Source organism: Cysteiniphilum marinum (assembly GCF_014857925.1).
Classification (GTDB): domain Bacteria; phylum Pseudomonadota; class Gammaproteobacteria; order Francisellales; family Francisellaceae; genus Caedibacter; species Caedibacter marinus.
This window is the reverse complement of record NZ_JACYVZ010000009.1, coordinates 50,905-77,882: the sequence shown is the minus strand read 5'-3', so window position 1 is coordinate 77,882 and position 26,978 is coordinate 50,905. Positions and strand designations below refer to the sequence as shown.

At 37.5% G+C, this 26,978-nt stretch carries 23 protein-coding genes; 12 read left to right on the top strand and 11 right to left on the bottom strand.

Annotated elements, in window-relative coordinates:
• Nucleotides 1-122 precede the first annotated feature (122 nt).
• Nucleotides 123-821, top strand: coding sequence for an alpha/beta hydrolase (locus IE867_RS06555; RefSeq protein WP_192483972.1), 699 nt, complete (start codon nt 123-125; stop codon nt 819-821).
• Nucleotides 822-951: 130 nt separating this feature from the next.
• Complete coding sequence (locus IE867_RS06550) at nt 952-2,214, top strand: hypothetical protein (protein ID WP_192483971.1); 1,263 nt, start codon at nt 952-954, stop codon at nt 2,212-2,214.
• A 90-nt stretch (nt 2,215-2,304) separates the two neighbouring features.
• Here the strand turns inward: IE867_RS06550 and IE867_RS06545 are convergent, their stop codons facing one another.
• Entirely contained in the window at nt 2,305-3,270 is a 966-nt protein-coding gene (locus IE867_RS06545) for a LysR family transcriptional regulator (RefSeq protein WP_192483970.1), read from the bottom strand.
• A 200-nt stretch (nt 3,271-3,470) separates the two neighbouring features.
• Here IE867_RS06545 and IE867_RS06540 point away from each other — a divergent pair, with 200 nt between their 5' ends.
• From IE867_RS06540 to IE867_RS06525, 4 genes are all read left to right on the top strand, one after another.
• Nucleotides 3,471-4,178 (top strand): helix-turn-helix transcriptional regulator, encoded by a 708-nt coding sequence (locus tag IE867_RS06540; RefSeq protein ID WP_192483969.1) that lies wholly within the window; start codon nt 3,471-3,473, stop codon nt 4,176-4,178.
• 114 nt (nt 4,179-4,292) lie between these two features.
• Complete coding sequence (locus IE867_RS06535; protein ID WP_192483968.1) at nt 4,293-4,883, top strand: CBS domain-containing protein; 591 nt, start codon at nt 4,293-4,295, stop codon at nt 4,881-4,883.
• Nucleotides 4,884-4,903: 20 nt separating this feature from the next.
• Entirely contained in the window at nt 4,904-6,823 is a 1,920-nt protein-coding gene (locus IE867_RS06530; protein WP_192483967.1) for an ATP-binding cassette domain-containing protein, read from the top strand.
• Nucleotides 6,810-7,142, top strand: coding sequence for a DUF2288 domain-containing protein (locus IE867_RS06525; RefSeq protein ID WP_192483966.1), 333 nt, complete (start codon nt 6,810-6,812; stop codon nt 7,140-7,142). The genes IE867_RS06530 and IE867_RS06525 overlap by 14 nt, the downstream gene beginning before the upstream one ends.
• Nucleotides 7,143-7,360: 218 nt before the next feature.
• Here the strand turns inward: IE867_RS06525 and IE867_RS06520 are convergent, their stop codons facing one another.
• The gene (locus IE867_RS06520) at nt 7,361-8,179 is read right to left on the bottom strand and encodes a helix-turn-helix transcriptional regulator (RefSeq protein WP_192483965.1); all 819 of its coding nucleotides are present in this window, start codon (nt 8,177-8,179) and stop codon (nt 7,361-7,363) included.
• A gap of 103 nt (nt 8,180-8,282) precedes the next feature.
• On the bottom strand, nt 8,283-9,473 hold the full coding sequence (locus IE867_RS06515; RefSeq protein ID WP_192483964.1) for an MFS transporter: 1,191 nt from the start codon (nt 9,471-9,473) through the stop codon (nt 8,283-8,285).
• Nucleotides 9,474-9,569: 96 nt separating this feature from the next.
• Here IE867_RS06515 and IE867_RS06510 point away from each other — a divergent pair, with 96 nt between their 5' ends.
• On the top strand, nt 9,570-9,854 hold the full coding sequence (locus IE867_RS06510) for a hypothetical protein (protein ID WP_192483963.1): 285 nt from the start codon (nt 9,570-9,572) through the stop codon (nt 9,852-9,854).
• Between the two features lie 21 nt (nt 9,855-9,875).
• On the opposite strand, the gene ppa is transcribed toward IE867_RS06510, so the two are convergent.
• A complete protein-coding gene (ppa, locus tag IE867_RS06505; RefSeq protein WP_117001541.1) occupies nt 9,876-10,400 on the bottom strand; it encodes an inorganic diphosphatase in 525 nt (174 codons plus the stop codon).
• Nucleotides 10,401-10,511: 111 nt separating this feature from the next.
• On the opposite strand from ppa, the gene IE867_RS06500 reads away from it, so the two are divergent.
• Entirely contained in the window at nt 10,512-11,312 is an 801-nt protein-coding gene (locus IE867_RS06500) for a sulfite exporter TauE/SafE family protein (protein ID WP_192483962.1), read from the top strand.
• 62 nt (nt 11,313-11,374) lie between these two features.
• Here the strand turns inward: IE867_RS06500 and IE867_RS06495 are convergent, their stop codons facing one another.
• The 3 genes from IE867_RS06495 to IE867_RS06485 form a co-directional block, all read right to left on the bottom strand.
• A complete protein-coding gene (locus IE867_RS06495; protein WP_192483961.1) occupies nt 11,375-11,926 on the bottom strand; it encodes a hypothetical protein in 552 nt (183 codons plus the stop codon).
• 358 nt (nt 11,927-12,284) lie between these two features.
• Nucleotides 12,285-12,860: a ribonuclease HII gene (gene rnhB / locus IE867_RS06490; RefSeq protein ID WP_192483960.1), complete on the bottom strand. Its 576-nt coding sequence runs from the start codon at nt 12,858-12,860 to the stop codon at nt 12,285-12,287.
• A 4-nt stretch (nt 12,861-12,864) separates the two neighbouring features.
• Nucleotides 12,865-13,626 (bottom strand): RNA methyltransferase, encoded by a 762-nt coding sequence (locus tag IE867_RS06485; RefSeq protein WP_192483981.1) that lies wholly within the window; start codon nt 13,624-13,626, stop codon nt 12,865-12,867.
• 79 nt (nt 13,627-13,705) lie between these two features.
• Here IE867_RS06485 and IE867_RS06480 point away from each other — a divergent pair, with 79 nt between their 5' ends.
• Genes IE867_RS06480 through IE867_RS06470 form a run of 3 tightly spaced genes read left to right on the top strand, consistent with a single transcriptional unit; the run spans nt 13,706 to nt 16,497 of the window.
• The gene (locus tag IE867_RS06480) at nt 13,706-14,512 is read left to right on the top strand and encodes an inositol monophosphatase family protein (RefSeq protein WP_192483959.1); all 807 of its coding nucleotides are present in this window, start codon (nt 13,706-13,708) and stop codon (nt 14,510-14,512) included.
• A gap of 12 nt (nt 14,513-14,524) precedes the next feature.
• A complete protein-coding gene (gene rsmB, locus IE867_RS06475) occupies nt 14,525-15,811 on the top strand; it encodes a 16S rRNA (cytosine(967)-C(5))-methyltransferase RsmB (RefSeq protein ID WP_192483958.1) in 1,287 nt (428 codons plus the stop codon).
• Complete coding sequence (locus IE867_RS06470) at nt 15,808-16,497, top strand: queuosine precursor transporter (protein ID WP_192483957.1); 690 nt, start codon at nt 15,808-15,810, stop codon at nt 16,495-16,497. The genes rsmB and IE867_RS06470 overlap by 4 nt, the downstream gene beginning before the upstream one ends.
• On the opposite strand, the gene IE867_RS06465 is transcribed toward IE867_RS06470, so the two are convergent.
• Genes IE867_RS06465 through tyrS form a run of 3 tightly spaced genes read right to left on the bottom strand, consistent with a single transcriptional unit; the run spans nt 16,490 to nt 18,557 of the window.
• Nucleotides 16,490-17,119, bottom strand: a complete 630-nt coding sequence (locus IE867_RS06465; protein ID WP_192483956.1) for a PDC sensor domain-containing protein — start codon at nt 17,117-17,119, stop codon at nt 16,490-16,492. The genes IE867_RS06470 and IE867_RS06465 overlap by 8 nt on opposite strands.
• Before the next feature lie 14 nt (nt 17,120-17,133).
• On the bottom strand, nt 17,134-17,331 hold the full coding sequence (locus IE867_RS06460) for a hypothetical protein (RefSeq protein WP_192483955.1): 198 nt from the start codon (nt 17,329-17,331) through the stop codon (nt 17,134-17,136).
• 26 nt (nt 17,332-17,357) lie between these two features.
• Nucleotides 17,358-18,557: a tyrosine--tRNA ligase gene (gene tyrS, locus IE867_RS06455; protein WP_192483954.1), complete on the bottom strand. Its 1,200-nt coding sequence runs from the start codon at nt 18,555-18,557 to the stop codon at nt 17,358-17,360.
• Nucleotides 18,558-18,771: 214 nt separating this feature from the next.
• Here tyrS and IE867_RS06450 point away from each other — a divergent pair, with 214 nt between their 5' ends.
• Nucleotides 18,772-20,583 (top strand): peptidoglycan D,D-transpeptidase FtsI family protein, encoded by a 1,812-nt coding sequence (locus tag IE867_RS06450; RefSeq protein WP_192483953.1) that lies wholly within the window; start codon nt 18,772-18,774, stop codon nt 20,581-20,583.
• On the opposite strand, the gene IE867_RS06445 is transcribed toward IE867_RS06450, so the two are convergent.
• The gene (locus IE867_RS06445; protein ID WP_192483952.1) at nt 20,580-26,975 is read right to left on the bottom strand and encodes a calcium-binding protein; all 6,396 of its coding nucleotides are present in this window, start codon (nt 26,973-26,975) and stop codon (nt 20,580-20,582) included. The two genes, IE867_RS06450 and IE867_RS06445, sit on opposite strands and share 4 nt — an antisense overlap.
• Nucleotides 26,976-26,978 lie beyond the last annotated feature (3 nt).

Sequence of the window (26,978 nt, the reverse complement as noted above, 5' to 3'; positions counted from 1 at the left end):
ATATTCAATAAATATGTAAATTAATTAATATTTAAGGCTTTTTAACTATAAATTAATTTACAAAACATCTATCTCTGAGGATACTGCCAAAAGCCATCAACAGCTTATGTTTAAATTTATTCATGCGTAAAAAAAGTATTATTATTGAGCCAAAAACTCCGGCGACAGCATGCGTTATCTGGCTGCATGGCCTAGGTGCAAAACGTGATTTTTCAAAGCTAGTCCCTGAATTTAACCTACCCAATAATCATGGTGTTCGCTTTATTTTCCCATTTGCAGAAATAAACTCGCTGACAATTAACAAATCCGAGATCATTCACTCTTGGTATGATATTAAATCTGTTTGCAACACTACCATGGTCAGAAAAATTGATATTACATCGGCACTGCATTCATGTGCTTACATTCATAGCATCATTGATCAACAAATAAAACTTGGCATTTCACCTCATAACATCATACTCATAGGCTTCTCTCAAGGCGCACTTATTGCAGGACTGTCGTCATTAACCGCAAAACACGCACTTGCTGCAAGTATTATAATATCAGGGTATTTGCCTGAGTGGCCACTCTTTGCGAGAAACATTCAAATACCTCACCAGCATACTAAGTACATCTGTATGCATGGCACGCAAGATACAATTGTTCCGATAAAGCTTGGTACCACCGCTAAAGCTATGCTGATCCAACATGGTTATAATGTCACATGGCACACCTATGAAACTGGTCATGAGTTATGCTTTGACGCAATTCAAAAGATTCGTTCTATTTTGGCAGACAAATTAATAGATGTAGCCACACCACAGATCAATAGCCACTGAATGCCCCTTTATTTTTAAGCGTTTTCATAAAACCAACCATCCATGATCAGATGTTATTACAAACTAAAAAATAATAAATGTCTGCAAATGAAAGGTTAAATTTAACACAACCAACCATAGGAGTATAATAATGAAAAAAATGAAGAATACGTTAATCATCGCAATGATTGTCTCGAGCTTATCTAGTTCTGTGGCTATTGCTGCAGACCCGTCGGATGATTGTCAATACTGGGTTGGTTTTACCAAATACTGTCAAGGAGGTAATTCTATTGCGGGAGACTCTACGTGCAATCTTCATGGATCAGGGACTGGCACGGCATGGCATGATAATATCCCACTTTTCTGCAGGATGGATGTTACCGATTACAATTGTGAAAATGGCAAAGGGAAATGGATTGATCAAGGAAATGATATATATAGCTGCGATTACCCTAAATATAAGTTTTATATTTACAATGATACTGCTTATACATTATCTATGTATGGTTTCTCTGGTGACTATAATGGACCTGACAAGCCTGGATATGACTTTGTTCATGTGAATACTGCAAGTGGGGAGAAATTCCAGATAGATCCAGGTATGCCGGGGGATCTTAAGAATGCTCAAGAAAAAGATGGCGTGTTAGGCAAATTCAGATTATATAGCAGCGTTTACTCTGTTAACCCCGATTATCCTATCAGTGGTTCTGACATGATTATAGATAATCATGATAATCCTCAGTACGTTACATTACGCTCTACAGCGAATGATTATCATGACAAACAATTTAAAAATTTGGCATGCATTATTGAGACAAATAAAAGCAGCTGGAGCGATGAGAAAAATCAAATAGGCACATTATACTTATATCCCAATATACTAGAAGCAAAAGTAAATTTTTGTGTAAGCTTGTCCACTCCTACACCTCAAGCTGTACAATATCAATTTACAATAAATGATTTTAATAGTATTGAGACTGCAGATACTAAGCTATATCCTGGCATTGATGATCAAGCTGAAATTACGCCTATCTCTCCCAGTACGAGCCTTGGGGTAGTAAACTTCTCTAAAGGGCAAGATGGCACAAAATGTATCAGCTCTCCACTATATTTTAAAACACAACACAATGACTGTCAGAATTTAATTACTAACGCTCGATCTTCTGCGATTAATAGTGCATCTATGAATATCAGCATTATTGATCCATCAGGCCATGCTCACTATATGACACTAAGACCTGCAGCTAAAATTCAGATAAATGACAGTAACGTGGAGGGACTTTACACCTTAACATTGACGAGTGATGAGAGCAATATTAGCTTAACACCCTCAGATACTGGTGATAAAAATAGCTCGCGCTGTGATAACGGGGTGTGTAAGGCCGAAATAGTGACTTATAATCCACAAAGTTAATATATGATTACCCCAACTATACCCATCACAAACTAATCAATACATCAAAAACTTCTTCAACATTAAACACCGCGAAATAATTTACGAGCATTATATTGTCGTTACTTCTGGCAACAGGTCATAATTAAGCAACTCCTTTATAGCATTAGTATTTCTTGCTCCCAGCAAACAATATGCATATATAGACTGCGGTTCATTATAATTATGTAGTATTTGCAAGGCATCGTTACATGACGGGACACAAAAAGATGGTATGACACCATGTCCCATGCCATGATCAATAAAGGTTTTAATTGTGGTTACTTTATCTAAATATTCAATATCCGGCGTTGAGCTAGACATCTCTAACTGCTGGATAAAATAGCTTGTTGCTGCATAAAAATACTGAGGCATAAATATTCTCGTTGAGGTTAATGATGATAAATCTTGAATAGCATTTACCTTTGGAAAATGGACTTTACTGCTACATAGCAACATCTTGTAACTACCTAATGTCGTTACACTATAATCATCCGGTGATATAAATGGGTAAAGTGTGAAAATGACATCGTACTGCTTTTCTTTAATGGCTTTTTGCATTTCATCAAGGCTACCTATCAATGTCATGCTCACCTCTATCCCTAAATATTTTGATTTAAAAGCACTGATCATACCCAAAAAAATCTCTGCAAGATTTTCAGGAATCGCCACTTTGATTACTTCTTTTTTTTGCTGAAGTTCATAAATATAACCTGCCACATTTTGTCTTTGCTCTAATAAGCTAATGATCTGAGCGTGCAAACTTTCGCCTTCAGCAGTCAAGTGCATATATTTCCCCTCTTTTTGATAGAGGGCTGTGTTACATAGTTTTTGCAGATTATCCAAATGCTTCCATGCACCTGGCACGCTGATATAGCACTTATTCGCAGCTTCGGTAACACTCAAGGTTTTTGCAAATGTATCAAAAACTTCCATTTGTTTTAATGTGAACATTAATTTAATTACTCCATTGTCATCTATCCATTTCACATAAATACCAATAACTTCCGCTATATTAAACACCACAAAATGATTCATAAGCGATATGCGCCTAACTATTTGTTAAAAAGCAAAGGCGTGGAACTGTAACCCAAGATAAACATGACAAGTAGAAGCCAAATGGCAGGGTGTGATCAAAACTCACATCTTTTTTTGTTTCTTTTAAGCCTCCCTTAAGTTAAAACGTATAAATTACAGCGAGTTTTTTATACAACCCACTTCATGGAGCAAGGTCACGAATGCAGGACACCATATTCTTAGAAAACTATTTTATCCCTTTTTTGAGTAACTATAACGACATGGGAGTCAACTTCATTGTGCATGACCTTGCGGGGAAAATACGATTTTTAAATGAACAAACTGCCAAAATCATCGCAAATACAGAAGCCAAACACCTAATTGGCACCACACTTTTCGATCTTGGAATTATTAATAAAACAGAATATGAGGTACTCAACAATATACGTGGTGAAGTAGCCGTAAAGCGCCAAATAATTCGTTATATAAATTTTTCAACCAACTGTTTAATTGATCAATGCCTATCACATCATATATATCAATGCAGTGTGTTTCCGGTGATTGATTTAAATAATATCGTTATCGGCACAATAACAACAGGTCGTCTGCTGGATAATGTTAACCCTTATCATTATATTAAAGGTCTAAACCCAGACCCTAATATCGAATCATCAAAGATTTTTGTTTTACTTTCACCCAGAGAGCTTGAGATTGTCTATTTACTTGCGCATGGCATGAGTCAACGTGATGTTGCCAGCTTCTTAGGAATCTCCAGAGGTAATGTTTCAAGAGTGCTTACTGAAAATATTTCAAAAAAATGGAATATCGAGCCAACAACTGACGCCATTATTGAAAAAGCATTACAGTGCGGCATCAACACGCACATCCCCAAAAGCTTAGCCAAACATCAAATCGTCATCTTACCTTAACTGCTCTAATTACCCTGATTACTCTGCTTTCTACGACTTCTAAGCTTATTGCATTTGCAAAGCAGCGAAATGATGATTAGACTTACGAGGAATAATCATCACAAGGATCGACTTATGGCATACAAAGAATATAAATTATTAGATACAATAACACACACTAAAGATCAAAGCATCCCTTACTATCATCCAGAAACCATGGATGTCATCTCTCTTGAAACACCTGCTTTACACGTTTTCACTGACTTTCATACTGTCAAGCCTTATGTTATTCATGTAAAGACTTTGGCCGATGATGCATTACAAATGATGCAAAAAGTAGAAGTACACGCATTATTAGTAACCAACAACGATGATGAGGTTGTCGGTTTAATCAATACCCGCAGATTGCAAGGGGTATACCGTACACAAGTTGCACAAAGCGAAGATATTCATCATAAAGAAGTGACTGTTGGCATGTTGATGGCAAAAATTGGCAGTTTACCAATGCTTGACTACTCGGTATTAAAAGATACTTTAGTAGGACATATTGCGCGCTTAATGCATGATCAACACATTGATCATTTACTTATTCAAGAACAAGATAAGTCTGGTAAAGATATCATTCGTGGCATTATTTCAGCCAGTTTTATTGCCAAACGTCTTGGCGCACAAATTGGGCATGATCTTGCATCGCGCAATCTTGCTGAACTTAACAAAATTATTTAACTTAACGATCATCACACACTATGCCAATTATTTCTCTTCGCAATGCCGAGCTTGCCTTTGGACATCACAAACTGCTAGATAATGTTTCTTTGGATATCGACGCCAATAAACGTATCTGTTTAATCGGCCGCAATGGCGCAGGTAAATCCTCTCTTTTTAAAGTCCTTCAAGGGCAAATCCTCCCTGATCACGGTGAACGCATCGTCCATGACAATGCCAAAATCGCATGGCTTGAACAAGAGGTTCCACAAAATACCAAAGGCTCGGTATTTAATATTGTACTTTCTGGTTTTGGTAAGACTGGTCAGCTCATTATTGACTATCAGAATCTATTAACAACTGATTTAACACAAGCGCACAACATAGATTACTTAAATAACTTACAACAGCAAATCGATAATGCTCATGCATGGGATTTGCAAATGGAAGCAGAGAAAGTGCTCTCTGCCCTGTCACTTGATGGCAATGCATTATTTGATGATCTATCTGGTGGATTAAAACGCCGTGTGCTACTTGCTAAAGCATTGGTTACCTCACCTGATCTTCTTCTTCTAGATGAGCCGACAAACCATTTAGATATCGAGTCAATCGAGTTTTTAGAGCGCTTCTTGCCACAGTTTAAAGGCAGTATTTTATTTATCACCCATGATCGCAAGTTTTTGCAAAATATTGCGACTGATATTATTGAGCTTGATCGTGGTAATGTCTTAAGCTTTCCCGGCAATTACGATAAATTCCTGACACAAAAGGAAGCTTACCTACATGCCGAGGAAGTGCAAAATGCTAACTTTGATAAAAAGCTGCAACAAGAAGAAGCGTGGATTCGCCAAGGTGTCAAAGCACGTCGCACTCGCAATGAAGGGCGTGTGCGCGCATTAAAAGCATTGCGTGAAGAGCGCAAAGCCCGTCGTGACAAACAAGGCAATGTGAGCTTAAGTGCATCTCAAGCGAATAAATCCGGTAAAATGGTGATCAAAGCTTCAGATATTAGCTTTCATTATGATAATAAACCGATCTTTAATACCTTCTCATGTGAGATACAACGTGGTGATAAGATTGCGATCTTAGGCAAAAATGGCTGTGGCAAGAGTACGCTACTGCAAGTATTACTGCAAAAATTAACACCGCAATCAGGCGCGGTGAACCATGGTGAGAACCTACAAATTGCCTACTTTGATCAGCTGCGTGATCAAATTGATCCCAAGCTTTCGCTTGTTGATAACGTCACCGAAGGTTCCGATTACTTGGATATTAATGGTCAAAAAGTGCATGTCATTGGTTATCTTCAGAACTTTCTATTTGACCCAAAACGCATGCAAAGCCCAGCCTCCTCACTCTCAGGTGGCGAGCGTAATCGCTTATTATTAGCCAAACTTTTTGCCAAACCAAGTAATGTATTAGTTCTTGATGAACCGACTAATGATCTTGATGTTGAAACACTTGAAGTCCTTGAGGAGCTTATTTTAAATTATCAGGGCACTGTGCTGATTGTTAGCCATGATCGCAGCTTCATCGATAATGTTGCCACAAGCACGATTGTCTTTGAGGGTAACGGTCAATTACAAGAGTATGTTGGTGGTTATGAAGATTGGCTACGCCAAAAAAACTCGAGCGCCAAGAGCTCAGACCAAGCACCTCAATCATTACAAAAATCATCTTCTACCAAAGTAAATACAGCAAATAATCATATCGCTAAAAAACAAAAGTTAAGTTTTGCACAGAAAAAACAGCTTGCTGATTTACCTAACGAGATTGAACAATTAGAAGCTGAAATTGAAAACTTGCAACAAGAAATTGCTACACCTCAGTTTTACCAACAAAGCAAAGATACCGTTCAAGAAAGCCTACAAGCACTTGAGCAAAAGCAGGCTTTGTTAAATGATAAATATCAGCATTGGGAAAATCTCTCCGATCTTGAGGCGCAATATGAACAATCCTAATGAGTCTAATGAATCTAATGAGTTACTCAAAGCCAAAATCTTGAGCGAAACAGCACGTATCTCTTGGCTAGAGCTTCAGCGTTTTTTTGCACAAGGCAAAGTAATCAAAGTCAGTGATGCACTTGATTTAATCGATGTCGCCTATGCATTAGCACAAAACGATCAAGCACAAATCACGGATTACATGAACCAAAATCATATTGAATATGTTAATGATGACGATGCTAAACATTGGTTTGAAAACAATACAACGCTTTGGGCTTCAGTCGTCAAACCGTGGGTTTTGGTGCAAGAAAAAAATCCCACTAAGAATCAATGATAAGCGTTGTCATGCCGGTCAAATACTTAAGCCTGTAGCAAGCTGTAAAGTTGAAATTGCAGTGACACAAGACAGCTCTACTAGTGAAAAAAGCATTTATAAACTGCCTATTCATATTGGTTATGAAACATCTGAAAAAGCAGCAGAAACGCATTACTCAAATGACTTAGTATTTAAATAACACTTATACTACTTGCAATCTAAGCAAGTTTCTCCAATCAAATATGTACTCCATTTGCAACTAGATAACGAAAATGTGCTTCTGATTGCAATATTTTTGCAATCATCTCATAGCGACTCTTACAATTTAACTTGTTTGCCATCGAGGCAACAAGACCCTCAATCGTTCTAATGGATCGAGACAATAAACAAGCAATTGATTGGTTTTCATAAACACCTGAATATATCGCCATAAAACAACGATTCTCAGCTTTTGTTAACGTATACAATGGCTTTGGCATAAGCTCTGAATAATTTACCTCCAAAGGTGTTATCGTCTTTGAAATATCAAACTCTTCTAGCTTCTCAAGCTCTTTTAGAATATGGACTTGGATATATTCAAACACCTCCTCAAATAAAACACGATAAGTTAAGTAAACATGGTATGAGCTCATTGGTATTGTTCTGGGTAGTGCAAATGTAGTATTTAAGATATAGCCATTTGCTAATATCTTATGTGTTGAATGGTAGGTAAAAGTATTGTTACTAAAATTATCCTCATAATCCTTGGCCGATAGTTGATTAAAGTATGACACTACTTCATTAAGTGATGCAGCTGCAAATGGAATGACAAGGTGATTATGATAACTATAAACAGGTTCTTGTACATGGTCATCGCTATCAATCCAATGCTGTAATGAGTCTGCCTGAAAGAAAGGAATATCATATACTTTGCCATCTGGTGATAAAATCATAATCGTCACATAATCTGCCTGCAGTTTGCCTTTAATTTCTTTAAAAAAAGCAGCATGCTTATGCAATAGCTTTTTTGATGCTGGCGTTAATCTATGATTATATAATTCTCTTATCTGAGTCATGCTTTTTCCTTATCAGCAAAATAGAACGCTAAGTGCATAAGGTTAATTATAGACATATAAAAGAATATATTTAAATCAAAACTTAAACCTACACTGCCATCAATTATTTATTCTTTTGGTTAAGGCTAATCAAAACGCCTACTACAATTGCTATACTTAACATTAAAGTTAAAACAACAAAAGCTATGTAATAACTATAATGCACTGATAATGTGCCAAAGGACACTTCATTGACAATACTACCAAGGGTGATAACTAAAGAGGCCATGGCAACAGCAGCAGATACACTTTTATCATTATTTTGTTTTAACAACGTTGCATAACCAAGCATCTGTGCACTTGCAAAAGCACCGATCAAAAACATATCAATCATCAATATGATATAAGGTAGCTGATTTAACAAAGCAATGCATCCACCAATACAGCCAATCGCCGATATGGGATATAGCATCACACCATGGCGATATTTGCTTAGCAAGAAGTTAAAAACAGGCCCCCCCATAATAAAGCCTGCTATGATTAAATTATTCGCAACTGTAAGCATATATGGATTATAGTTATAAAACTCACGAAGTAAGCTCTGCCCAAAGCTAAAGGCAATAATTGTAAACGGAAAATTAATGGTTGACATATATATCCAGACACACCAGTTTATTTTATTATTGAGTACTTTTTTGAACATAGTTCCCAAAGAAACTCTTTTAAAACACTGGCACTTCAAGCTTGGATAAAATGCCAACACAATAAGAAAAAGAGTAGCCCCCAAGATCAAGTTAAGTATAACAACAAGATCTCCAGAACCCGAGTAAACATACAAAAAGCCAGCACTGACTCCTGAGACAATAGCACTTATAAATGCGATACTAATAACGCTTGCAACGGCAACTTGGGCTTGCTTTGATGTCAACAACATGCTCAATAATTTTGCACTACTTGTCAATGTGAAAGCACTTGCAAACCCCATGATTACTAAAGCCAAATAGGCAAATAATAGTACATTAGAGAAATATAGTATTAAATTCGCCACAATGAACATGGCAAAGCCCAACAATGTAATTACTTTAATTTGAAAACGCTCAATAATAATACCTGCAGGTAAGCACATCACGAGATTTGTCATAAGATAACTCGACAAAAATAAACCATAGTTAGTTATCTCAAATTTATCAATATAATAAGGCTGCAATACATTGAATAGGCTTAACTGAACTAACCAATAGCAAAAGAATAAGCTAGAAATTACCGTTACGAATACTGTTTTAAATATTGATGATAATTGTCCATGTATAGCCATTTATTTTTAACACACATTCAATATGATGTTTTACAGTATAGGACATGGGCAAATAGCCCGCAAATAGCAAAGTTTTTCGACAAGCCTTAGCAGTGTATGCTAAGATATGCGCAACTTTTTTTAAGAAAATTTCATAATCAAGATATGACAGATAAAGAAAAAGAGATTGAACGTCAAAGCAATATGACGCATAAAGAATTGTTCAAACTAAATGGTGCTAAAGCTGCGGTACGCTCAGTGATCTTTATTTTGATTTTTGCCGTATTTTTGTATGCAGTCACGGGAGATATGTTGTCCCCCGAGCTTGCTGTAATCTTCTTTTTAATTGATGCGAGTCTAAACACATTTCGTTATAAATGGTTTAAATCGCTGAGAAAGTAAGAAATAAAAAACAGAAAACAATTACGCCTTATAGCGCTCGATACTTGCTTGAATATCTGCTTTAGCTGCTTCAGATCCAGCAAAGCCATCGACTTTAACCCATTTGTTTGGCTCAAGATCTTTATAGTGCTCGAAGAAGTGCTTGATTTGATCTAACAATAACTTTGGTAAATCATCAATTTCTTTTACATCATCATAAATTTTGGTGAGTTTGCTTGTAGGTACTGCAATGATTTTAGCATCAATGCCTGATTCATCTGTCATCTTAAGCACACCGACTGGACGACAATTGATAATAACACCTGGGCGCAATGCCACAGGTGCTACAACCAACACATCAACTGGATCACCATCTTCTGATAATGTATTTGGCACAAAACCATAGTTACATGGATACTGCATTGTTGTTGACATAAAGCGATCAACAATCAACATATTGGCATCTTTATCGAACTCATATTTCACAGGTTCGTTATGCGCTGGAATCTCGATCACCACATTGACATCATTTGGCGCATCTTTGCCGACTTTAATATTAGAAAGCATATTTTATTTACCCTTAATCATTTGTTTTTATGGTTAAATGAACTGGGTTATTCTCTTTCATTTGTTATAATTATTCAACCCATTTAACCGACAAATCAAAGTGAACTAAACATGACATATCTCATTTTATTATTGATATTCTCTGGCTGTTTAACTGGTGTTCTTGCGGGTCTTTTAGGCATTGGAGGTGGAATTATTATCGTTCCAGTGCTTGCCTTTGTATTCCATCAACTGCCTGAAACCACAAACTGCTATATGCAATTTGCTGCTGGCACTTCACTCGGGATTATGATTTTTACCGCACTTTCATCAGTGCCACACAAACTGCGTGCACGTGAGGTCAGCTTTGATATTGCCATCAAAATGTTACCATGGATTATCAGCATGAATATTGTTGGCGCGATTATTGCCCACTTTCTTAGTTCACGACTTTTGGGACTGTTATTTGCCTTATTGATGCTTTCTATGTTTCTACGCATGTTATTTCAACCTAGCCATGCGATTGATAAACCAAAGCGAAGTGGTAAACGAAAAAGTGCCTTTTGGGGTAGTATTGTTGGTATTAAATCAGGTTTTTTTGGTATTGGTGGAGGCATTATCACCATCCCCTATATCAATTCATTAGGTTACTCGATTCGCATTGCTATTGGCACGTCAAGTCTTTTTACACTCATCATTGCAATAACAGGTAGCATTACCTTTATCGTAACAGGTTTAATGGATCATATTGAACTTAGTTGGAGTCTAGGTTATTTATACCTACCGGCGATTCTTTGTGTTGTACCCAGTAGCATGCTTTTCTCAAAAATAGGTGCCAAACTCTCAAGTAAAACGCCACCTAAAGTGCTTAAAGTAATTTTTCTTGTTCTACTTTTGGTTGTTTCAATTAAGATGTTATTTTTGGCGATTTAGACGATGTAATTTAATAAGACTCAATCGATTAATTTTTACTCACACTTACGATAAGTTAAGTATTACTTGCACCAAGGCAAGAATGACCAAGTTGATGCGCTATAGTGGACAATAACTTTTATATCATAGCTTCCTAGAATGCTTTTTTTAGTCTTGTGATGAGAACCTTTGACCAAATCATGAAACTGCTCAGGGGAAACAATCATATATCTCTCATGATCCTTATAGCTAAGGGTTAAACGTTTCGTTTCCCACTTGCTGAAATCCTCTTTTCCATGTGTTAATGTGTAGATGATTTCATAACTATAGTTACCGCATCTGCTGTATCGGCTTTGAGATTCAAATACCAGTGAGTCATTTGCTGTTTTTAAAATAGAAAGCCCAAGCTCTTTACCATTATTTAGTGTTATGCCCATGTGATTTTCTATTTCTTTTGATACATTGAAGTCAAATATCTTATAGCCTTTTTCACGAGAAACAATACCATACCCATCAGACCAATCAACACGTATATTTTCAGGCGCTGTTTCGGTCGCAACATCTATTTTAAGTGTGGTAGCAAATATACTATTTGCCAATGCTAATGAGGTTAAAAGAAATATTAATTTTTTCATGCTGTCATCTTAATTGTTAGTTAACACAGGTGGGCATTATAGTTAAAAGTCAAAGAAAAAATAGCGTAAAACTACGCGATATTGACTTTTTATCGCCATACACTTGATTAAAATACACACTGATCGTAGCTAGCGCCATGTATCAATTTTGTTACACAGCGTTACCCTGCTGAAACTGTCTATTTATAAATCTTTGTCTATACTGCATTTGTCCCGACGATAAACGCTCAACAAGGAGAACATCATGCAAAATTTAGATAACAATACTAAAAAAGCAAAGACCCCAGCTTGGAAAAGAGCATTAACAGCCTATGCTTCATTTTGTGATTTACAAGCACGTGTACGTGATCAGTACTAATCAATTATAAACATTGTGTTTTAGACATCTTACCACCGGTGCAAAGCTCTTGCGATACATGTCCAACACACCATACTTTTCTAGTAATTCCAAATGCAATTTTGTTGGATAGCCTTTGTGTTTAGCAAATTGATAAGCTGGATACTTATGATCTAATTCAATCATTTGACGATCTCGATAGACTTTAGCCAGAATCGATGCTGCACTTATCTCTTGTATTTTACTATCGCCCTTGATAATCGCTTCTGCCTCAAAATCCCACAATGGCAGGCGATTACCATCAACAAGCACCTTATCAAAGGCAATCTCAAGCTTAGCCACCGCGCGATGCATCGCCAATAAACTCGCTTGTAAAATATTATACTGATCAATCTCTTTAGCGCTACACTCAGCAATTGCATAAGCCTTTGCTTTATCGGTGATTTCAGTGAAAAGTGCTTCACGCTTTTTCTCTGTTAACTTCTTTGAATCCATCAACCCCACAATTGGTTTATCTGGATCTAAAATCACAGCCGCAGCAACGACTGAACCAACCAATGGTCCACGTCCTGCTTCATCGACACCTACGATTATCATTTACCTATCCTTTATCTTCATTGCTACTTTGACTTTTTTTATCTATTTGCCCCAAAAACCCACGCAGAATATTAATCTCTTGTGATTCAAGTTGTGCACGTTGAAATAGTCGCTTTAATTTATCAACAACATGCCCTGGCTTGTCAGGATTTAAAAAACCAACAACTTGCATTTTATGTGCCAACTCATCATAAAAACTTTGGACTTCTTTGGCAGAGGCTTTTTCACGAACATGGTTTTGTGTTGGCAAGGCTTTAACATCATTATATGACAAATATTGTTTAAAGACTTCATAAGCAACAATTTGCACAGCTTGCGCCAAGTTTAATGAGGTGTACCCTTCATTGCTTGGAATAAATGCATGATAATGACACATCAACAACTCTTCATTAAAAAGCCCCGTGCGCTCACGCCCAAAAATAATCGCCACATTAAGATCTTTGCTCACATGTGCCATTGCCTGCTCTGCTGCATCTTCAACGCTCAACATTGTTAAATCCATGCGTCGTGTTCTGGCACTGGTACCAATCACCAGATCCACTCCTTCAAGCGCTTCCATCAGTGTCGGTACAATCTTAGCATTGTTAACAACATCAGTGGCATGCGCCGCTGTTGCCATGCTGTGGTCATCTGGCAACTGCTTGGGATTTACCAAATAAAGCTCTGTCAGCTGCATATTAAGCATCGCACGTGCGCTTGAGCCAATATTACCAGGATGCGAGGTCTCAACGAGAATAATCCGAATTTTATTTAACATCTTTGAAATAGAAACTATCACCTTAATACTAAATCAGGTATTATACACAACTAATTTTTTATTCGGGTAAAAGCTAAAGGTATTTTTCATGCATCCAATGATGAATGTTGCAGTTAAAGCTGCACGTAAAGCAGGTCGTATGATCTTAAATGCAAGTGAAAACATGCAAAACGTTAAGGTTGAAACAAAAGCACCTAATAATTATGTTACGAATGTCGATATTGATGTTGAAAAGGCAATTATTGATATTTTGCAACGTGCGTTTCCAGATCAATATTATATTACTGAAGAATCAGGCGAGTTTGGCAATGAAGATAGTGACCATACATGGATTATTGATCCGATTGATGGTACGAACAACTTTATTCATGGCATTCCACATCATTGTGTCTCAATTGCAATGCAATTTCGTGGCAAAACAGAGCTTGCAGTGATTTATAATCCTTACTTAGACCAATTATTTACGGCAACCAAAGGCTCAGGTGCGCAGCTTAATGGTCAGCGCATCCGTGTTGCTAATCGTAAAGACTTCTCAGGTTGCTTGTTTTCAGGCGCTTTGAAATTTAGCAAAAAAGTCTTCGCGCACACTTACCCTGAAGCCGTACTTGATCTACATAAAGAGATCTCAGGTCTTCGCTATTCTGGCTCATTAGCACTTGATATGTGCTATGTTGCGGCAGGCTACCTAGACGCTGTTTGGACATCAAGAGATGCCAAAATCTGGGATACCGCCGGAGCCGCCCTTATGATTAAAGAAGCAGGGGGCATGCTTTGTGGATTAGATGGTGGTGTTAGCTATCTAGATGACGGGCGCCTCATTGGTGGCAATCCACGTATCGTGGCTAAACTAACCAAGTTTTTAACACCTCATTTGGTACCTGCTGAAAAAGCCTAATCAATCCAAGCAATGAAAACATTAACCAATCCACGCGCTATTGCGTGTTCTATTATTCATCAAATCACTCAGCATAAAGACAGCTTAGCGTCTTTAGATACCACACTGCAATATTATCCACTGACGGAGCAAAATCGCCGTTTAGTCTATCTATTATGCTATGGCGTTTTTCGCCATTTTTTTTACCTTGAGTATATTTTTAATCTACAGGCCGAAGGCAAAACTAAACCAAAAGTGCGACTATTAGCAATGATTGGTTTATATCAGATTATCTTTATGCATAAACCAGTGCATGCCTGTATTAATGAAACCGTCAATGCCTGTGATGAATTAAATATTAATCACTCCAAGTCATTTATTAATGCCTTATTACGTCAGATTGATAAAGCAGCACTGCTAAATTGTGATCACTTTCAAGAACTGCCTGATTGGTTATATGGCAAGCTTAAGAAACATTACCCTCATGCGTTGGAGAGCATTGTCACCAATAGTAATATCCAACCGCCTGTTTTTCTGCGTCTTAATCAACAACAAAGTCCTGAGCAGTTTCTAAAGGCACTTAAAGGCAATGATATTGGTTATAACACGACAACCATTGATAACTGTATTCAACTAAATGAAGCACAAAACATCAATGAATTACCTTTGTTTGCTCAAGGTTTTTTCAGCGTTCAGGATCAATCGGCTCAATTAGCCGCACATATCTTAGCACCACAGACACACGAGAAGATTCTTGATGCCTGTGCCGCACCTGGTGGTAAAAGCGCACATCTATTAGAGCTCTGTCCTGACATTGAATTAACCATTATGGATAATAATGCCAAGCGTTTTGAACGCATTAAAGAGAACCTTGCACGTTTACAGTTAAATGAGCTTAATATTCACCTTGCAATTCATGACGCCACAGCACCACTTAAAGAGAGTATTTTATTTGACAAGATATTAATTGACGCACCGTGTAGTGCCACGGGTGTAATTCGACGCAATCCAGATATCAAAGTGCTACGCACACCTGAGGAAGTCAAAGAGATTGTCCAAATACAACAGCGTATATTACATAATCTTGCGACATATCTGAAACCTAGTGGCTTACTTCTCTATGCTACTTGCTCTATTTTGCCTGAAGAAAATGACAAACAAATGGCAAATTTCCTGCAAACACATTCTGAGTTTACTGTTATTGATATTCCAATGATGAATAACAGACTCAAACAAATCCATGGTTACCAGATTTTGCCTACCGAAAATGGTGGCGATGGGTTTTACTATTGTCTATTACAAAAAATGAGGGAGACATGATGACAACAGCAACAAAACAACATTTCTTACAAGGTGATAAGCGCGTTAATAAACATGTTATTATTTTGTTAATCCTATCAATGATCGTTATTTGTGCGATGACTTCTTCAGCAATCACTGCCACAAAACCTGTCCATTTAGGGCTAAGTTTCCCTTTTTCAAATATTATTTTTGCTCTTTTCACTTTCCCTATCATTGATGCAGTTTGTGAGCTATATGGTAAAAAGAAAGCCTACTTTGTCTCAATCCTTGGGGTGATCAGTCAAGTGATTTTCGTACTGATTATTGAGCTTTCGGTCGTTATGCCACATACCACGGGTTGGCACGATCAAAGCGTTTACGCCCATGTCTTAGCCAAAAGCAACCTTGTGATTTTGGGTACAGTGATTGGTTTTGTTATTTCGCAGTTTCTTGATGTTTTTATCTTTCAGACAATTAAAGATCTATCTAAAGGACGTTTTTTATGGTTACGTTCGGGCTTTTCAAGTATTCTAGGTCAATTGATTGATTCCGTGATTTTCATCTCTATCGTCTTTTGGTCTTTTCCTAACAAAACCACATTAATTCTTGGCTCATTTGGCTCTAAAGCCATTTTTTGTATCCTTGCGATCCCTATCACTTATGCCATTGTTTACGCAGCGAAATGCTATATAAACTCAACTTACCACAATGAATCCATTAGTTAAATTCACTGAGTTTTATATCTTCGATTGCCACTAAAGCTTTAGCAATACCGACTAATTTTTTATGTTCATAAATAGGCATATACATTGGTGCTACGACTTCCGAGGCACTATCATCATATTCAATTTCACCATAATACACCTTACCTAAACCATTGTGATAAGCCATTTGCCACCACTTTTCATCTGCTTGATAAAAATCAGTCGTCATATTGGTTTGGCAAACATTCATGCCCGATAAATCGGTAACAAAAATCTCAACAAAGGCAGGATGCTCTGCCTGAAACTGCTTTAATTTAACCGCACAAGCATTATACAGTAAAAGCTGAACATTATAGGTATCGCGCATTTTTTGCATATTCTGATCAATCGCTTGATAACGCGCTTCCGTTAATGCCGTTTCTTCAGCTAGGCGTTTATTGGCATGTACAAGCATTTGGGTGATACGAATATTATCAAAAAGAGTATTCAATTGCGCTTGACGCACATCTAAATGTGATTTGAGCTCATCCGCATACTCACCTGTCTCAAGATCAGCTTTGCTTAATGTGTCTTTACCTTGATTACCACAAGCAGTCAGTGTCACTAACACTCCACTTAGGATTAATGCCTTTAGTTGCTTCACACTGCACCGATTAATTATAAATCTTCGTGCTCAACGGTATTGCTTTTCTTTGAAGAGAACAAAGATACAATAAATTTAATCACGCGATAAACAATCGCCACACCAATCGCAACTAATAAAATCCAAAATAAAAAGATAAAAACATGATAAAGTACGACCAATGCGGTTAATACCACAAAAATAACTAATACTTCCTGAATAAATTTTTCCATTTTATTTCCTTTTGCTTTTTTACTGTCTATACCAATGTGATCTTGGCAAACTTTCTTTTGCCTACTTGATAAACGTCTGAGGTTTTTTGCTTTAATGCAAGCTGTGTATCCTCAACCTTATCACCATTAATTTTAACCGCACCTTGCTTGATCATACGGATCGCTTCAGAGGTGCTTGAGACCAAACCTGCCAACTTTAAGACATTTGCAATTGGCATATTGTCTTTTGCTAATGTAATCGTCTCTTCTGGCATCTCCTCAGGCATCTGATTCTTTTGGAAACGATCGATGAAATTTTGATGTGCTTTTTGGGCTGCCGCTTCATCATGAAAGCGCGCAATAATCTCTTTAGCTAAATCAATCTTAACATCACGTGGGTTTTGACCATTGTTAACTGCGTCTTTTAAGCTTTCAATTTCAGTCATTGGTTTAAAGCTTAATAACTCATAATAACGCCACATCAGCTCATCCGAAATTGACATGATTTTACCAAACATCTCATCTGCAGGCTCTTCAATACCGATATAGTTATTGGCTGATTTAGACATTTTCTTGACACCATCTAACCCTTCTAACAACGGCATGGTGATAATCACTTGAGGCTCTTGTCCTGCTTGCTTTTGCAGCTCACGCCCCATCAACAAGTTAAACTTCTGATCCGTGCCACCTAACTCAATATCAGCAACCATCGCTACTGAATCATAGCCTTGCACTAAAGGGTATAAAAACTCATGAATAGCAATACCTTGCCCAGACTTGTAACGCTTAGAAAAATCATCACGCTCAAGCATTCTGGCAACAGTTTGTTTTGATGCAAGCTTAATCATATCACTTGCACTCATCTGATCAAACCAATCACCGTTGCGCTTAACGAGCGTTTTTTCTTGATCTAAAATTTTGAAAATCTGCTTTTGATAGGTTTTAGCATTCTCTTCGACATCTGCCGCCGACAACGGTGGACGTGTGGTATTTTTCCCCGTTGGATCACCAATCTGTGCGGTAAAGTTACCGATTAAAAAGTGGATTTCATGCCCTAAATCTTGCAGTTGACGCAATTTATTGATCACTACGGTGTGTCCTAAATGAATATCCGGTGCCGTTGGATCACAACCAAACTTAACAATAAGTGGCTTTTTCTTCTTTAACTTCGCAATCAAATCATCTTCTAAAAGCACCTCTTCGGCGCCACGTCTAATCACACTTAATGTTTCTTCAATGCTATGCATAGCGATCTATTTACCTTCTTTTACCTTACTTTTACTTTTTTATATTTTCAGTCATTTTTAATAACCCTCAAACTGCCTCTATGTATACCAATATTAGCCACAAAACGCAATTACCACTGACAATATATTGGCAATTCTAGCGCGAGCGGTTGTCTTAATGCTGCATTTTCCGGTACACTCTCGAACTGTGACGGTGACCACGATATTTTTATGCATGAGACAATATAACAATAAGAAAGATAAAGAACTAAAAAAACCAAAAAAAACTAACCCATATAATGACAAGCCAAAGCGTACACCAAAGCATAAATGGCGCTTTTTCTTTACATTCTTTCTGATTATTGCAGTCTTTCTTGTATTGATTTATCGCCTGTTTTATCTAGAAACCAAGGATCACAGTTTTCTATCTCATCGTGGTCAAAACGAAAGTCATCGCACCATTGATTTAGATGCAACACGTGGCATTATCTATGATCGCAATGGTATTCCATTGGCAGTCAGTACCAATTTGTATAAGGTTATTTTAGATATCAAAGTCTTAAAAGATTACCCTGAAAAATATCAAAAGATTAATGAGGCAAATATTGATGATCTTTCATTAAGTGACCTTGAAACACTTATCAGCAAATATCCCAACAAACAATATTATATCGCTGCACAATTTGTTGAACCCTCAAAAATCGATGATTTAAAAGCATTGCATATCCCGGGGGTTGAGATTGAAGATCAAAATAGAACCTACTATCCTAAAGCCAATGAGGTAGCGCCTCTTATTGGTTTCACCAATATTGCTAATAAAGGGCAAGACGGTTTAATGTTAACTTATCAAGATAAGCTGCATGCTAAAGAAGGCGCACTATCTAGCACTTTGGATGGTAAAGGACATGCCATCAGTTTTAATGATAAACCGCAACATTACCATTTAGGTAAAAGTATTTACTTAACCATTGATAGCAATATCCAAAGCTTTACCTATCAAGCGCTTAAAAAAGGGGTTATTGACAGCAATGCCGACTCAGGCGCTGCTGTTGTTGTTGATCCGCAAAATGGTGAGATTTTAGCACTTGCAAGTTACCCTAGTTTTAATCCTAATAACTTCAAGGAGCATACTGGCAAAGCCATTGCCTTACAACCGGTTATCGAGACCTTTGAACCGGGCTCTACCATTAAGCCATTTTTCATCTCTCAAGCACTTCTTTCAGGCAAATACACACCAGATAGTATGATTGATACGAACCCTGGTTATTATTTCCTGCATAATCATCGCATCCGTGATGATGCTAACTTTGGTGATATTACCTTGACACAAATTCTTGAGAAATCCAGTAACGTTGGCGTTAGTAAAGTCACCTTAACATTGGATAAAGAAAAAGCTTATAACTTCCTGTCAAGTTTAGGCTTTGGACAACCATCAACCATTGATTTCCCACGTGCTACGAATGGTTATTTACCGCCTTTAAGCTCATTAAGTGAGTTTGAATTTGCCACACTCTCATTTGGTTACGCACTAAGCAGCTCAGCCTTACAGTTAGCGCATGCTTATACGATTTTTGGCAATGATGGCAAGCTTTGCCCAGTGAGCTTAATCAAGCCAAAACACCCAGATGAAATCAATTGTCGTCAAGTATTACCTCAAGATATTGCCAAAGAAGTATTGGCCATGCTGCAAACAGTCGTCAGCATCCATGGTACAGGTGTACTTGCTAACATTCCAGGGTTTGATGTAGCTGGTAAAACGGGTACTTCACATCGCGTTGCCAATGGTAAATTTGTTAATCAATATAACGCCATTTTTGCCGGTGTGGCACCCGTTAAAAACCCAAGACTTTCGATTGTTGTTTGGATCAACAATCCTAAAGGTAGCCATTTTTATCAATTCGGAGGTGTCTCCGCAGCACCTGTTTTTGCCAGTATTGCCCAGCATAGCTTGCAATATATGGGTGTGCCTTACCAACAGCCATTAAGCGAATATGAATTATTAAATAGAAATAAGAAGTGGTTATTAAAGATTATTGCCAATAACTAAGCTGATTTTGGCATCCAAGCATTGGCTAGTGTACTTTTGATTTCATCTTGTTGATCTTTGTTTAACAGATCTTCACCGACACCAGTTTCAACATTAAAGCTTGCCAATGTTTGGATGATCACATCAATTTGTTTGTTGCTTAGTACAAATTTACCAACCCCAATCTCATCAATTTGATGATCTTCAGATTCAAACCAATCTTGAACTACAATCTCTTTCGGTTTATCTTTATCTGCCAAATTCTTAATCATTAAGTTACTTACTTCACGATAAAACCTTAGATCTGTGGTTTTAACGCCATTAAGTTTCATAAAGTCAGAACTGCCGTCACTGTCATAGTTATTAATAACTGTATTATTGGCATTCTTGAAGTTGACTTGATAATAATCACTGCCATCACCACCACTTAAGGTGTTGTTATCACCATGGGCGATAAGGGTATCATCTCCTTCTTGGCCTTCAAGCAAATCATCACCATTTTTAGCACGAAGTGTATCATCACCTTGACCACCAAAAAGCTGATCTTGACCATCATTACCTGCATATAAGGTATCGTCTCCAGATTCACCATATAAGCTATTATCACCCAATTGTGCGTACAGTTTATCATTGCCGCCTCCTGCATAAATGACATCATCACCTTTACCTGCATAGATCAAATCACTCCCATCGCCACTATAAACGCTATCATCTCCAGCGCCTGCATATATCTTATTGCTCATTGATGCTTGCAAATCATCTGAAGTTAATAGAGGCTCATCTATGACTTGACCGGGATAAAGTATGTCAGGGATCTTATGACTAGCGCTAGCCTCAACAGTAATCACATCATCACCAGCTCCTGAGCGAATAGTATTTTGACCAGTTTGAACCTCGATAAGATCATCACCATTGCCTGAGGTAATCATATTATCACCATTACCTACATAGATCTCATTGTCACCATGACTTGCTTTAATGACATTATCTCCATCATAGGTATAGATAATATCATCACCGTTACCGGTGTAAATTTGGTTATCGCCATCGCCCACATCGATCTCATTATCACCATGTCCAGCTCGAACGACATTATTACCATCGCCTAACTCAATGTAATCATCACCTGCCCCTGTTATAACGATATTATCACCATTATAAGCGTAGATTTGATTATCTCCGCGACCTAACTTCACGGTATTGTTACCGTCCCCTAGATTAACTGAATCGTCACCTGAGCCTGCATAAACCACATTATCACCATCACCAGTATCTAGCTCATTATCACCATTTCCAAGTTTAATTAGATTATTACCATCCCCAACATATACATAATCATAATTCGCACCGCCATAGATTTGGTTATTACCACTGCCAGCTTGAATACTATTTTCGCCATGACCTGCTTTAATAACATTATCACCCTCACCCACATAGATAGTATCATTGTCACTTCCTGTCCGAATATCATTATTACCATCGCCAGTCTCTATATCATTCTCACCATGCCCTGCCCTAATTGAGTTATCGCCCTCACCAACAGCTATTCGATCATTACCATTTCCGGCTGTAATCGTATTATTGCCTTGACCCGCATCAACCCAGTTATTACCGGCTTTGGCATGAATGACATCATCGCCAGCATAGCTTTCGATATAGTCATCATCTTTGCTACCTATGCGATTTAAATTATCATTAATGGCACTATATTTACTTTCATCCTTTAATAACTCTGCGATCGAATGGGTATTACCCTCGCTATCAATAATGGTTGCAACGCTCAAGCCTTTAAAATAACCACTGAGCTTCATGCTGCTGCGATAAAATAAATCATCCGCCTGATATAACATTGCTTGATTGAAGTGATTAGGAATTGCCTTTACATAAAGATCATCGTTGTCCCTTAGAAAATAAAGCTCATCCATACTCACATCTTTAAGCAAAATAGCATCTTCTGTATTTGTTTCATCAGCGATGATAACATCATCATTGAAAGAAAGGTTTGATAATACATAACGATCAGCACCTAACCCTCCGGCTAAATAATCATGATAGCCCCCACCATCTAAAATATCGTTACCTGCTGTGCCTTGTAAATACTCACTTCTGCCTATCCCTTTGATATGTGTCATTTGCGCTACTTCATCAAAATGCGTTAAAGTTACACTGTTATGAAATGACTTGTCTTCACCATTGATCTCCATGCTAATCGCTTTATGCGGCATTAGTTGCCAACGCTCGGAGCCGTTGTTGAATTCAAGATATGTCGGCGAAGAATATTTTTGATTATTCACATCGTAATCTTTGATCATGCCATAACCCACCAGGGTAATATTAAGTCCTTTCTCCTGAGAAGAAAATATCAAATCTATAATGTGAGTGTTTATATAGGATGTGCCCTGACTCCCAAAAATTTGTGAAAATGACGTTAAATTGATCTGGTCAAAATCACTTAGTTGAATACCTTCATTAAATACTAACGTTGAACTGTTTTCAGTGGTTTCTTGTAAAAAATCCATTTTTTTAACTTTATCCTCTCCATCCATTGCCGAAAAAACATAACGATTATGCCCTGTTTCACCATACAGATAGTCATTACCTTTGCCACCGATTAAAGTATCATCGCCTGCTCCTGCTATTAATCGATCATTACCTATTCCACCATCTAGCATATCATTGCCATCCAACCCCATTAAGATATCATCACCCGAATAACCAAAAATATCCTCATGCTCAAAAGCGCCCATTAAAGTATCATCACCGTCTGTACCTTTTATCCTTGATGGACTGAGTAAATAATGCGTCCGATCTATTATGGTGCCATCAAAAAACACAAACTTATTCACTGCAGATTGATATGGTGAATCTAATGGAGCATAGAATTTCTCTATGATGATTTGTGCATCACTCGCACCGTAAGAAACAATTAAATCATGCCTATTTTTAGTAAAGTAGGTATCTTGTAAATCTATGCCCTGTTCGAATACAACAATATCATCCTCTAAGACTCTGTATACAGTTTTGTACTCACTCTCAATAACATCATACCCATGATCTATGGAAAAAATATACTGATCATGCCCAAGTCCGCCTGATAGTCGATCATGTCCCAAGCCGCCAACTAAAACATCATCTCCATTATCTCCATATAAAACATCTGCGCCATCGCCACCATATAGGTAATCATCACCATTACCACCCCATAACTGATCATTACCCAAATATCCAAAGATATTTTCGCTTGAATTATTACCGTATAGTTGATCTGCATATTCTGTACCCATGATTTTACCAGAGTCAAGAACCTCACTATCTCTAGTTAAAACGGTGCCATCACTAAACATAAATGCCGTTACAGGAGAAACCATTCTACTAGAGCCCTCGTTGTAAAACATACTAACCTTAATACTGCCTTCCAAACCTAATTTAGATGTAATTATTAGGTCATCGTTACGCTTACTAAATCTCACATCTTCCGCAGTTATTCCATCGGCAAAAACAACCATATCAAAATTACTAGAATTATGATCACTCAATAGGTGCGCTTCAATGATATCTTGCCCGTATTCAAAGTTTATAATGTATTGATCATTACCATACCCACCCTTTAGATAATCCTTACCATATCCTCCTACCAATACGTCATTCCCAAACTCTCCAGACAAATGATCATCTCCATCACCCCCATTAATATAGTCATCACCATTGGACCCAGAAATAGTATCAGCATATCTCGTACCTATAATATGATCATTGCCGACAGCCCCCGTAATCGCAACTCTTTTATCACGCCCAAATGGCCTAATCATTGCCCCACTATTTAACGCAATGTTTACCCCATGTATAAAGTCATCTGTTTTAGGGTGCAGGTGATTATGGTATGTAATATATGACTGCTGTTTATCATCTATTATCGATATGATTACTTGCTCACTTTCTACTGTAACATCAAGATGATTGAAATCTATACCTTCACCTAATTTTAGTGTGCTATTATCACTTCCTTGCCCATAAATATGATCATTGCCATCACCTAAGTTATATATATAGAGAGAGTTATATCCTCCAGCATATATAACATCATCACCCTTTCCGCCAGATAAAATTGCATGGCTTCCCAGCGCATATAGCTGATCATTCCCTGATTCACCATAAATTTTGGCATTACCACCTTTATCGTATAAAATATCATCGCCTGCACCAGCAAACACTATCGCGTCATTATCTACATAAATTGTATTGGATGTATCATCTGCCAACACTAATCTATTATCTTCTGTGAGCGATTCTATATTACTTCCTTCTACTAATACAGCACCAGAAAAAGTCTCTCTATTTACTACCAATGGCTCATTTTGTAGTTTTTGTTTCTCTTCATCACTAACACTTGCAACAACATCAGAAAGAGTTTGTGAAACATTCCAACCTAGATCCATGAGAAGGTGACTACCCATAAACTTAATTTTTGCTAGAACACTTATTGCATCTATCGCACTTCTTTCAGCATTTGTAATAAAATACTGATCAACAGCCTCGAAGCTTATCGCTACTTGCTCTTGATCATCAATATAAAATTCAACCATATCAAGCAACTGTTGATAATCATACGTTTTAAAAATATTATTCTCAACAGACAACAATAATTTATCATATGCACTATTAATCAATGGCGCTTGCTGTGGAAAACCCGCAAACATTGCATCATTTAACATTAAATCTTTATTGCTGTTAAACTTCATCACATTTGACCAATTACCAATGGAGATTCTAATTTCTGAGTTTTCATCATTCTCAGTGATGGCATAATCGAACATATGACTAAAATTAAATGCCTCAAGCACTGCAATTTTCTCTAAACGCTGACGCGTTTCATCTCTAATCTCAAAGCTGATTTGTGCGCCGGACTCGAGCACTAACCCTTCCAGAGTTGTAATGGCTGAAGTAAATCCTTCAGCTGATTGTGCCCATGCACTAACAAGCGCTTGATATAAACCTTTGCGCTGTTGATAACTATTGGTTTGTGTAATGCTTTGCACAACATTAGCAATGTCTAGATTGAGTAATGCCGCTTGATTCAAGTCCCTTACAGCACCTGAACCTTGCATATTAAACGCCAAGTCCATGGCTTCCAACTCTTCAGCAAATTGATGATTAAAGTCATCGTGATATTCACGATAAAATAAATTGGCATTAAAATCTAAAGCTGCGACGACAAAGCTCTCACCATTGACTGTGTTGTAAGTTGATTTCTTAGCGATCACGCCACCTGTTGCGCCACCGCCATCATTAGTCGCATTTAAATCAATACTTAAAATGCCTGCATCATCTAAGCTTTTAAGCTCACCTTCTTGCACAACACCATCTTGATTGCTATCTTGCCACAATCTAAGCTCATCAAATGCTGTATCATTATGATCAAAAATACCATCGTTATTATTATCCAAGTCTGATAGCGCATCAAAACCATCTGTGGCTTTCTCTCCATTTGCTTTAATGGTATTGTCCCCAAATAACTCTAATCCATTATCAATCTGTCCATTTTGATCTAAATCACGTACCAGTAACGCATCATCAGCACCAGCCCAACCTGAGGCATATTTCACCCCATCTCCATTGTGATCAAATAGCACACTACCATCAGCAGCTACGGTTTCAATGCCATCGCCATCTAAATCAAAAATCAGAGGATCCCAGCGTCGCGGTACCACATTGGCTGCGGTGTTGAAGCCTGTATTTACAAGACTGTCAATAAAATCATTGATATTGAAATCACCAGCTAAAATTTTATCTATAACATTGTATATTTCATTGGGATTAATAACAGTAGCTTCCTCATTATTGTTTAAGCTATCAAGCTGCTTAAAGTAGTGATCAGTTGCAAGATCAGCCAGCTTAGAAACTAAAAGTGACGAGAATTTTCTATCTTCTGGCGGTATCATACCCATAATTCTTTTAAACATATACTCCCAATATTTTTCTCGATCTAATAATGCATCATCTCCCCCTATAATGGAGTTTAAAATATCTATCACATTAATTACTTGACTAGGCGATAACAATCCTTTTAGTAGATTAATACCTGCCGCCTCTAATATTAAGGATGTTACACTCACGCAGTTATCTCCACCGTCTTGAAGCAGCCTGTATGGCGGAGAGTTTTTAGCTAAGTCATTACCTTTCTCTCGCATTGCATTAAATTGTGCTTCAGTAATATAACCACTATATTTAGGTACCCTTGCTTCCCTATCAGCAGGCTCTCCATCTCTAAAACTCCCTGAGTCTTCAGCACCATAGCTATAGGTATAACTATCGCCTGTTTGGCAATTAATTATCTTAACCCATGTGTGATAGCCTAAAATATCTCCACTTAATGCACCATCTGAATATATATAAACTTTATAACATTTGCTCATATC